General features: G+C 68.9%; 8 protein-coding genes. 1 reads left to right on the top strand and 7 read right to left on the bottom strand.

Annotation, left to right across the window (positions count from 1 at the left end):
- The first annotated feature begins 27 nt into the window (after positions 1-27).
- The gene (locus ACFXB5_RS39130; protein ID WP_385217568.1) at positions 28-957 is read left to right on the top strand and encodes a helix-turn-helix transcriptional regulator; all 930 of its coding nucleotides are present in this window, start codon (positions 28-30) and stop codon (positions 955-957) included.
- A 178-nt stretch (positions 958-1,135) separates the two neighbouring features.
- On the opposite strand, the gene ACFXB5_RS39135 is transcribed toward ACFXB5_RS39130, so the two are convergent.
- The 7 genes from ACFXB5_RS39135 to ACFXB5_RS39165 all read right to left on the bottom strand — a co-directional run.
- Entirely contained in the window at positions 1,136-3,049 is a 1,914-nt protein-coding gene (locus ACFXB5_RS39135) for an SgcJ/EcaC family oxidoreductase (RefSeq protein ID WP_385217571.1), read from the bottom strand.
- Positions 3,050-3,195: 146 nt separating this feature from the next.
- Entirely contained in the window at positions 3,196-3,423 is a 228-nt protein-coding gene (locus ACFXB5_RS39140; protein WP_385217574.1) for an MbtH family protein, read from the bottom strand.
- A gap of 103 nt (positions 3,424-3,526) precedes the next feature.
- A complete protein-coding gene (locus ACFXB5_RS39145) occupies positions 3,527-4,444 on the bottom strand; it encodes a LuxR C-terminal-related transcriptional regulator (RefSeq protein ID WP_385217576.1) in 918 nt (305 codons plus the stop codon).
- Positions 4,445-4,608: 164 nt separating this feature from the next.
- The gene (locus ACFXB5_RS39150) at positions 4,609-5,451 is read right to left on the bottom strand and encodes an SAM-dependent methyltransferase (RefSeq protein ID WP_385217579.1); all 843 of its coding nucleotides are present in this window, start codon (positions 5,449-5,451) and stop codon (positions 4,609-4,611) included.
- Between the two features lie 117 nt (positions 5,452-5,568).
- Entirely contained in the window at positions 5,569-7,224 is a 1,656-nt protein-coding gene (locus tag ACFXB5_RS39155) for an FAD-binding dehydrogenase (RefSeq protein ID WP_385217582.1), read from the bottom strand.
- A gap of 157 nt (positions 7,225-7,381) precedes the next feature.
- Positions 7,382-8,407 (bottom strand): MupA/Atu3671 family FMN-dependent luciferase-like monooxygenase, encoded by a 1,026-nt coding sequence (locus ACFXB5_RS39160; protein ID WP_385217584.1) that lies wholly within the window; start codon positions 8,405-8,407, stop codon positions 7,382-7,384.
- 323 nt (positions 8,408-8,730) lie between these two features.
- Positions 8,731-9,781, bottom strand: a 1,051-nt coding sequence (locus tag ACFXB5_RS39165; RefSeq protein WP_385217587.1) for a beta-ketoacyl reductase, incomplete at its 5' end; no start/stop codon positions are given.

The following is a 9,781-nucleotide window of genomic DNA, read 5'->3' on the forward strand; positions in this document are numbered from 1 at the left end:
ATCCCCTGTCAGGGGATACTGGGCGGCATGCGCGCGAGCCGGCTGGTCACCCTGCTTCTGCTGCTCCAGAACCGGGGCCGGATGACGGCCCAGCAGCTGGCCGAGGAACTGGAGGTCTCCGTCCGTACGGTCTACCGGGACGTCGAGGCGCTCGGCGCTGCCGGTATCCCGCTGTACGGCGCCGCCGGACACGCGGGCGGCTACCGGCTGGTCGACGGCTACCGGACCCGCCTCACCGGACTGACCGCGGACGAGGCGCAGGCCGCATTCCTCGCCGCGCTCCCCGGCACCGCCGCCGACCTCGGCCTCGGCGAGGCACTCGCCACCGCCCAACTGAAATTGCGGGCCGCCCTCCCGGCCGAGCTGCGCGAGCACGCCGGGCGGATCCAGGAACGCTTCCTGCTCGACGCCCCCGGCTGGTACGGCGACGCCGACCGTACGCCTCACCTGGCCGCGGTCGCCGCCGCGGTGTGGGCACGGCGGGCGGTGCTCCTGCGGTACCGGCGGTGGCGCGCGCCGGAGGAGATCGAGCGGCGGGTGGAGCCGTACGGGCTCGTACTCAAGGCCGGCCGCTGGTACCTGGTCGCCGGCGGGCCGTCCGGAATCCGCACCTACCGGGTCGACCAGATCATCGAACTCCACTCCCTGGCCGAGCAGTTCGTCGTCCCGGACGGATTCGACCTGTCCGCGCACTGGAACAGCTATCTGACCGATTTCCGAGCCCGGCTGCACACCGGGGAGGCTCTGGTACGGCTCACGCCGAAGGGAGCCCGACGCCTCGGCGTGACACCCGCGGGTGACGGATGGACGGAGACCCGGGTGCCCATCGAATCGATCGACCACGCCCACGGAGAGTTCCTGCGGCTGGGCACCGACATCGAGGTCATCGCACCGGCGGAACTCCGCGACCGCATCGCCGAGACGGTACGGACCCTGGCCACCCGCTACGAGGGGTAACCCCGGGCAGAGGCACCTCCCACCAGGTCGAGCATGACAGCGGCGGCCGGGGGCAGCTCCTCCGCGTCGGCCGTCAGGGGCCCGAACGGCCGGCGCCCACCACATGCGCCGAGGAGCAGTGGCCGAACACCACGCCGGGCTGTCCGAGCCCGGGACCTCATGGGCCCAGTCTGGCAGCTCACACGGGCATGTCCTCCATGGCGGGGCTGTTGTGGTACGCGGCGACGCGCCATTCACCGTCCTGTTTGACCAGCGCCCAGGTGGAGCGGATCGCGTTCTCCGCGGTCACATCCGTCTCCCCGGCCGTCAGCACGGCCCCGCGGACGACGGCCACCGCCGCGCTGTCGCCCAGGAGCCGCACCTCCAGGACGTCACCGACCACCCGGCTGCCCTTGTACGGGCCCTGGAACGCCTCCCCCATGCGGGTTGCGATCTCCTCCCGGCCCTTGCGCAGATATCCGAAAGCGATCATGGTCGCGTCGGCGGTGAACACATCGGCCAGCGCCCACGCGTCCAGCTCCGACCAGGCCGCGCCCAGCCTCTCCAATACGGCGACCACGGCCTTCTTCTCGGTCTCGGTCTCGCTCTCCACCATCGGGGTCCTTCCCTCGTACGTCTCGTCCGTGTACGTCTCGTCCGTCGTGAGTGCGGGCGCCGCGGACCCGCCCTCCTGTGCCGTGGACGGCCGCGGGGGGCAGACCGTCGGCACGGGCAGTCCGGTGTGCTCGGGGGGAAGGTCGTACTGCGCGGGATGGCGAGGACCTCGCAGCAGCGCCCTGAGCGTGCGGGCGTTGAACACCTCCCGCGGCGGGGTGGTGAGGGTGAGCGCCTTGAACAGGGCCTGGGAGGCCACCGGATCACAGGCGGCGGTGATGCGCAGCCGGTCCGAGCAGCGCTGCAGCACCTTCCGCCGCGCGGACGGCGCGGGCCCCTTCGCCCCCGGATAGCGCAGGTCCTCGTTGGAGGCCATCGCCCACGCGATGTCGGTGGCGCGGATGACCGCTTCCTGGGTCCGGCCGTAGCCCTCCTCGTCGAGCGGGCCCCGCGCGAGTTCTTCGCGCAGGGTGACCGCGCTCAGCGCCGCCGCGGTCACGCCCTGCCCGTACAGCGGGTTGAAGGTGGTGGCCGCGTCGCCGAACACCAGGAAGCCGGTGGGACGTGTCCGCAGTCTGTCGTAGTGGCGGCGGTGATTGGCGGTGTTCTGGAAACCGGAGATCCGGCTCATGGGCGTGCCCTGGGAGATGAGTTCGCTCATGAGCGGGTGGCGCAGGGTCCGGGCGTAGCGGAGGAAGCCTTCCTCGTCCAGGGGAGGGTGGGCGCCCCTGGTGCCCGCCAGGGTCACCATCCACGTCCCGTCCTCGACGAGCATCATGCCCCCGCCCCGGGCCGGGCCACCGCTCCGCGGGTCGCCCTGCAGGGCGATCAGGGGAAACCTGCGCCCGGTGGCCTCGTCGGGAGGGCGGATCACACGGCTCGCGTAGGCCAGCCCCGCGTCGACCACCGTGGCGGGCACCTCGGGCAGGCCCAGTTCGCTGAGCCACTGCGGCGCCTTGGAACCGCGGCCGGTGGCGTCGATGACCAGGTCCGCGTCGACACTCTCGCGCTCCCCGGTGCCGCGGTGGCGGATATGGGCCCCGGATACCCGCCGCGCGTCTCCGATCAGGCCGGTGGCCTCGGCGCCTTCCAGGATCCGGACGTGCGCATGGCCCAGCAGGGCACGGCGCACGATGTGTTCGGCCAGAGGTCTGGTGGTGCCGACCGTGAAGTGTTCGCCCGGGTACTGGCGCATCCAGCCGTGCGGGCCGTAGAACAGCGCATGCGTCGGCATGGATATCCGGTGGGCACCGGCCGCGAAGAAGCTCTCCAGTGTGCCCGGGAGCAGGGTGTCGATGGCCTGGACACCGCTGGACTGCAGACCGTGGAGGTGACGGCCCTGAGGCACGCCCTTGCGCACCTCGGGTCCGTCGGGCAGCCGGTCCCGTTCCACGACGGTGATGGTGTCCACGTACTCGATGAGGGCGGCCGCGGCGAGCAGTCCGGCCACGCCGCCACCGAGTACGAGTGCGCTGCCGAGCCTGCGCGAACCTTTCACACCATCACGTCCCTTTTCATGGTCGGTACCGGGCTGCTGCTCTTTCTCCGGGGCGCTCGTGTTGTCCGGGCCACTCGTGTCGTCCGGGCGCTCGTGTGCTCCGGGCCGCTCGCGTTATTCGGGCCGCTCGTCAGGGCCCGGCGGGGTCAACTCCCGTTGTGCTCCGCCCGGTTCATCGCCTCGATCAGGCTCTTGGGCCGCATGTCGGTCCAGTTCGCCTCGATGTAGTCCAGGCAGGTCTTGCGATCCGTCTCCTGGACCACGACCTCCCAGCCGGCCGGGACCTCCGCGAAGGCCGGCCACAGCGAGTGCTGACCCTCGTCATTGACCAGAACCAGGAAGGTGCCGTCGGGGTTGTCGAACGGATTGGTCATCGTCTGACTCCTCGGGACAGGGCGGACTTCACGAGCCGCTCGATTGCTTGTCTTCGGACCGGGCCGATGGAATGTGCGCCGGCGGGCGCCCCGCCGCCACCCCTCACAGCCAGCCGCAGCGGACCGCCTGCACACCCGCCTCGAAGCGGCTGTGGGCACCCAGGCGCGCCATCAGATCGGCCACCGCGCGGCGTACGGTGCGCAGCGAGATGCCCAGCTTGCGGCACATCGACTCGTCGGTGAATCCACTGGCGAGGAGGCGCAGCAGATCCCGCTCCCGGGGCGAGAGCCCTTCCCGGTCCCGCCGCGCGGGCTCGTCCCAGGGAGTGGCCGTGACCCAGAAGTGTTCGAAGATCGTCCGCAGTGCCGCCACCGCCTCGTGCCCGTTCAGCTCGAGCGCGCCGCGGGTGGCGTCCTCGGGATCCAGTGGCACCAGGGCGACGTGCTCGTCCACCAGCGCCATGGGGGTCGGGAGGACGGGGACGGTACGGATCCGCCCGCCGAGCGAGGCGAGCCACCGGGCGGCCCCCAGCTCCGCGGAATCGCCGCGGAAGCTGTCCTGATGAACGGCCCGGATGGAAATTCCGCGCTCCGCCACCACCCGCTCCCATTGGTTTCCCTGCTCCACGGAATTCGGAAGCTGGACATAGGAAGAGGAGAAGATGCGGCACTCCTTGGCGGCCCGTCCGCACAACTCACGCAGCCGCGTATGCACGGCATCGGCCCCGTCGAACCGCCGGACGGCGCCGACGCATTCCTCACCGGCCTCGTAATTCCGGGTCATCGAGGAGACCATGGACCGGGCCTTCGCTATCTGCCACCGCCGCGCCGTGAGGTCGTCCCCGGGCCCCAGCTCCTCGCGGCGACCGGAGTCTTCGGAGGTCAGGGCGGCCCGCCCGGCCACCAGCGGGTGTTCGGCCAGCTCCGCGTGGACCGCGCGGACTTCGGCTTCGGAAAGGTCGAGTCGGCGCGCTATCTCACCGACATCGAGTGAAGGTTGAACAAGCGAAAGCCGATACACGGCAACCGCACGCCATTCAAGTCCCCGTTCCTTGAGCATCCAACCCCCAGAAGATCACCAAGTCAATTCGATTATCACGTCGGACTCCTGGCGCCGCAACGAATGACAACCGGGATGAGCGGGCGATACCGACCGACCGCGGACCGCGAGTGGACCGCTGGGCTCTATGGACGTTCTCCGGCGATCAGCACATAACCGGGGAGCCCTCCGCCGGGCCGCACTTCCACACCCTCCTCGGGCCCGATCAGCTGATTGACGAGCCCCTCGCCGACCGCCCGTACCAGTGCCTCACGATGCGGCGCGAGCAGATCCTTGAGCTTGGTCTGAATGGGCAACGGCACGATCGTGTGATCCGACACATCGTCGATCTCCAGCAGCCGGAGACCCGCCCGGTCGAACAGCTCCTGGTAGTCGTCGAGGTCGACCGCCGTGACGATCTCACTTCCCTCGAGCGGCCAGTCATGCCCGGGGCGGTGGAACATATCGGCGACGGCCAGCCGGGACCCCGGCTTGAGCACCCGCGCCACCTCTTTCAGTGCGCGCTCCTTCTCCGGCATGTGGATGAGCGACTCGAAGAGCCACGCCGCGTCGAACGAGGCGTCGGGGTACGGCAGTTGCATGGCGTTGGCGTACTCGAAGCGCACCCGGTCCGCCAGTCCGGCCTCGCTCGCGCGCGCGGTGGCCTGCTCCACCTGACGGCGGCTGACCGAGATGCCGTGCACCTCGACGTCACAGGCGCGGGCCAGGCTCATCGCGGGCTGGCCCACTCCGCAGCCCACATCGAGGATCCGCTGTCCGGGCCGGGGCGCCAGCCGCTTGAGCATCTGCCGCGTCAGCTGCTCGGTGGCGGTGGCCAGGTCGGCCTCGTCATGCTCGTCGTTCCAGTACCCGAGGTGCAGATTGCTTCCCACGGGCAGGCCGCTGTCGCTCAGCACGGCGTGCAGCGCGCTGAACTCGTCGTAGCGATCCCCTACTTGAGCGATATTGCTCTGTGCCGCCGTTGACATCCGAACTGCCTCTCCGATGCGTCAAGTGGTGTGCTGGTCACTGGTCACTGGTCGCGCCGTTTGCCCGGCGCCTTGTGTTGCCCTGTGCGCCACTTTCCCGGCGCCCCGCTTCTGCGTTCAGCCCACGGCACGCGCCGCGGCCCGGCCCGCCGCACGGCCGGACAGCAGACATCCACCGAGGAACGTCCCTTCCAGCGAGCGGTAGCCGTGCACTCCGCCACCGCCGAATCCGGCCACCTCACCCGCGGCGTAGACACCCGGAAGGGGCTCGCCGGTGCCGGTCAGCACCCGACTGGACAGGTCGGTCTCCAGACCACCGAGTGACTTGCGGGTGATGATGTTCAGCCGCACCGCGATGAGCGGACCGGCCTTGGGATCCAGCAACCTGTGCAGCGGCGCCACCTTCCCCAGCTTGTCGCCGAGGTAGTTCCCCGCTGCCCGGATCGCGTTGATCTGAAGGTCCTTGGAGAACTTGTTGACCGTCTCGCGGTCACGGGCGACGATCTCGCGGCGGAGCTCGGCCTCGTCGATCAGCGGCTCGTCGGTCAGCGCGTTCATCCCGCGCACCAGCGAGGCCAGCTCCCGCTCCACCACGAAGTCCACACCGTGCTGCCGGAACGCCTCCACGGGGCCGGGCGGGCCGGGGCGGAGCCTGCCGAGCACGCCCCGGATGCTCTTCCCCGTGAGGTCGGGGTTCTGCTCCGACCCCGAGAGGGCGAACTCCTTCTCGATGATCTTCTGGGTCAGTACGAACCACGAGTAGTCGTAGCCCGTGCTCATGATGTGCTTGAGCGTGCCCAAGGTGTCGTACCCGGGGAAGAGCGGCACCGGCAGCCGCTTCCCCGTGGCATCCAGCCAGAGGGACGAGGGGCCCGGCAGAATGCGGATACCGTGCCGGGGCCAGATGGGATCCCAGTTCTGGACCCCCTCGTTGTAGTGCCACATCCGGTCGCCGTTGATGACCCGTCCCCCGGCCTTCTCCGTCACCTCGAGCATGTGCCCGTCGACGTAGGCGGGAACGCCGGCGATCATCCGCCGAGGGGGGTTGCCCAGCCGCTCCGGCCAGTTCCTGCGGACGAGATCGTCGTTGCCACCGATGCCACCGGAGGTGACGATGACCGCCTGGGCACGGAGTGCGAAGGAGCCCACCACCTCACGTGAGCTGGCCGCTCCCCGTAGCACCTCGTCGGGCGCCAGCAGGTCACCGGACACCGTGTCCACGGACCCGGCGGTGCGCGACAGCCCGGTGGCCCGGTGGCGGTACCGCAACTCGACCAGCCCCCGGGCCCGCGCGGCCCGGACCCTGCGGACGAAGGGCTCCAGCAGACCGGGCCCGGTGCCCCAGGTGATGTGGAACCGCGGCACCGAATTGCCGTGCCCGGACGCCGCGTAGCCACCGCGTTCGGTCCAGCTGACGAGCGGGAAGAAACGCACTCCCTGCTCCCTGAGCCAGGACCGCTGTTCCCCGGCGGCGAAGTCCACGTACGCCTCCGCCCAGCGACGTGGCCAGTGATCCTCGGGCCGGTCGAATTCGGCGCTCCCGAGCCAGTCCTGCAGCGCCAGCTCACGGCTGTCCCGGATACCCATGCGGCGCTGCTCCGGTGAGTCCACGAGGAAGAGGCCACCGAAGGACCAGAACGCCTGACCGCCCAGCGAGTTCTCGCCCTCCTGGTCGAGCACGATGACCTTACGGCCCGCGTCGGCCAGTTCGGCCGCGGCGACCAGACCGGCCAGCCCCGCACCGACCACGATGACGTCAGCGTCGTATGACATGTCTTCCTTCACCTCGGATCGGCGTCGCCGCTGGGCGGCGGTGGTGTGGATGGGCAGCGGCTTGGACGGCGGATGGGGCGCGGAGGAGGGGCGTGGAGGGGGTCGCGGGGATGCCGGAAGGGGTCGCGACGGGGGTCGCGACGGGGGCTACCTCGGCTCACGTCCCCGCCTGGACACGGCTCCTGACCTGGTCGAGATAGGGCAGGGCCGCGCGAATCTCATCGCCGGTCACACCGAAGTCCACGAGGCAGGCGACTTCGTTCACGCCGGCCTGGGCCAGCTTTTCCACGGACTGGACGCACTTGTCGACGGAGCCGAACAGCGATGCGGTGCGGAAGTAGCGTTCAAAGGCGAAGTTGACCACCTGTTCCTGGTCCACGCCCTTCAGATCACTCCACTGATTGCGCCAGAGGTCGAAGGAGGACTTGAGATACGCCTTGAAGGGCTCCTTCACGATGTCACGTACCTGCTTGTCGCTCTCGCCCGCGAAGGTGTGCATCATCAGGGTGACCGTGCCGCCCGCCGGATCGAGACCCTTCTTGGCGCGGGCCGCCCGGTAGACCTCGATGTTCGCCGCCACTTCCTCCACCTTCTGGAAGAGCAGAGCGGTGAGGATGTTCAGGCCGCGCGCACCGGCCTCCTCGAACGTGGCCCGGCTGCTGGAACACGTCATCCAGAGACCGGGCTCCGGCTGCATCGGGCGAGGGTAGCTGAGGATCTCGACGCTGTCGCCCTCCCCATTGACCCGTTTCACCGGCTCCCCGCGCCACAGACCGCGGATCTCCTCGATCCCGTCCATCGTCAGCTTTCGGCGCTCCTGGTAACGGTCCGGCGCCAGGACGAAATCATTGGGCGCCCATCCCGTACCGAAGGCCAGATCGACGCGGCCGCGGGAGAGATTGTCCACCAGTGACCAGTTCTCCACGACTTCCAGCGGATCGTGGAGAGGGACGACCACGCTTCCCGCACGCAGCCGTATGTTGCGCGTCACGGTGGCGAGAGCCGCAGCCGTCAGCGCCGGATTCGGATACGCGCCGCCGAATCGATGAAAATGCCGCTCAGGCATCCAGAGCGCCCTGAAGCCGTGCTCATCGGCAAACCGCGCCGTATCCAGCAGCAGGTCGTATTCCGCGGACGCATCAGTGACCTCGCGGTTCGCAAAGTACAAGACGCTGAATTCCATCGACACCACTTCCCCGTTGGATCCGTCTTATGTGACTCGGGCGTCCGCGCTGCCGACTCTAACCATGGTCAGGCGGCTCGGACAAGGGTTGGCCGGACACCGGATAATTCACTGTCGGCAGGCTTTCAGCACGCTGTCAGTAGCCTGTCGGCAGGCAATGGACTTCTGGTTTTCCGCAGCCCAAAGATAACCTTCCCGCATCGTTGATCACAGCGGATGACGTGGGAATTCGGGCTCACGCATTCGCTGGGTACTTGTCATTGGAGCCGGTGGCCACTTATGGCCACGATTGGCCATTCGTGGCCACGGAGGGCCCGCAGAGGTCAACTGAGTGCGTCGATGCCTTCGCTTGGACTCATCTCGGCTCCTTCACCGCGAGACGCCTGGGCAGGGTCCTGGTCCTGCTCCTGCTCCTGGTCCTGCTCCTGGTCCTGGTCCTGCTTTGCGAATTGATTGAGCACGTCCTCCAGTCGGCCAAGCGCCAGGGACCGATCCTCATTGACCAGCGACGCGAGGGAGAGCGTTTCCCGGAGCTTTTCGATCTCCGCCAGCACGGCGTGAGTGCCGGCGGTGTTGGAGTCTGCGGCGCTGGAAGCGCTGGAAGCGCTGGAAGCGCTGGAAGCGCTGGAAGCGCTGGAAGCGCTGGAAGCGCTGGAAGCGCTGGAAGCGCTGGAAGCGCTGGGAGAACTGGGAGAACTGGGAGTGTTGGGAGAGCCAGGAGGGTTGGGAGAGCCAGGAGGGTTGGGAGAGCCAGGAGAGCTGGCCGCGAGGGTATTCAGCTCGTCTGCGAGATGAACCGCGAGATCGGCCGGAGTCGGATGGTCAAAGACCATCGTCGTGGACAGCCGCAGCCCCGTGGCGCTGCCGAGCTGGTTCCGAAGTTCGACCGCCGTCAGGGAATCCAACCCCATTTCGAGGAATTCGCCTTCGAGGTCGATGTCTCCGGAGTCCCTGTGCCCCAGCACAGTCGCGGTCGAGGTACGGACGAGGTCCAGCAGAAGCCGCTCACGCTCCTCCGGGCTCGCCCCCAGAAGCCGGTCCCGCCATTGCTTCGCGCCGCTCTGCCCGGTCGCGGCCTTGCGGAGAGGCGTACGTATCAAGTTCCGCAGCATTGGCGGGACCGGCACTTCCGGATGGGCCTGGTGGGACGTCAGATCCATGCGCACCGGCATCACATGCGGACGTCCCACACCCTGAGCGGTGTCGAAGAGGGCGAGACCTTCTTCGGTGGTGAGTCCGGTGGTACCGCCGCGGGCCATGCGGGCGATGTCGGTCTGGCTGAGGTTCTGGGTGATTCCGCTGGCCTGTGCCCACAGGCCCCAGGCCAGGGACACGGCGGGCAGACCGTGGGCGTGGCGGTGCTGGGCCAGGGCG

Source organism: Streptomyces sp. NPDC059455 (genome assembly GCF_042750115.1).
Lineage (GTDB): Bacteria > Actinomycetota > Actinomycetes > Streptomycetales > Streptomycetaceae > Streptomyces > Streptomyces endocoffeicus.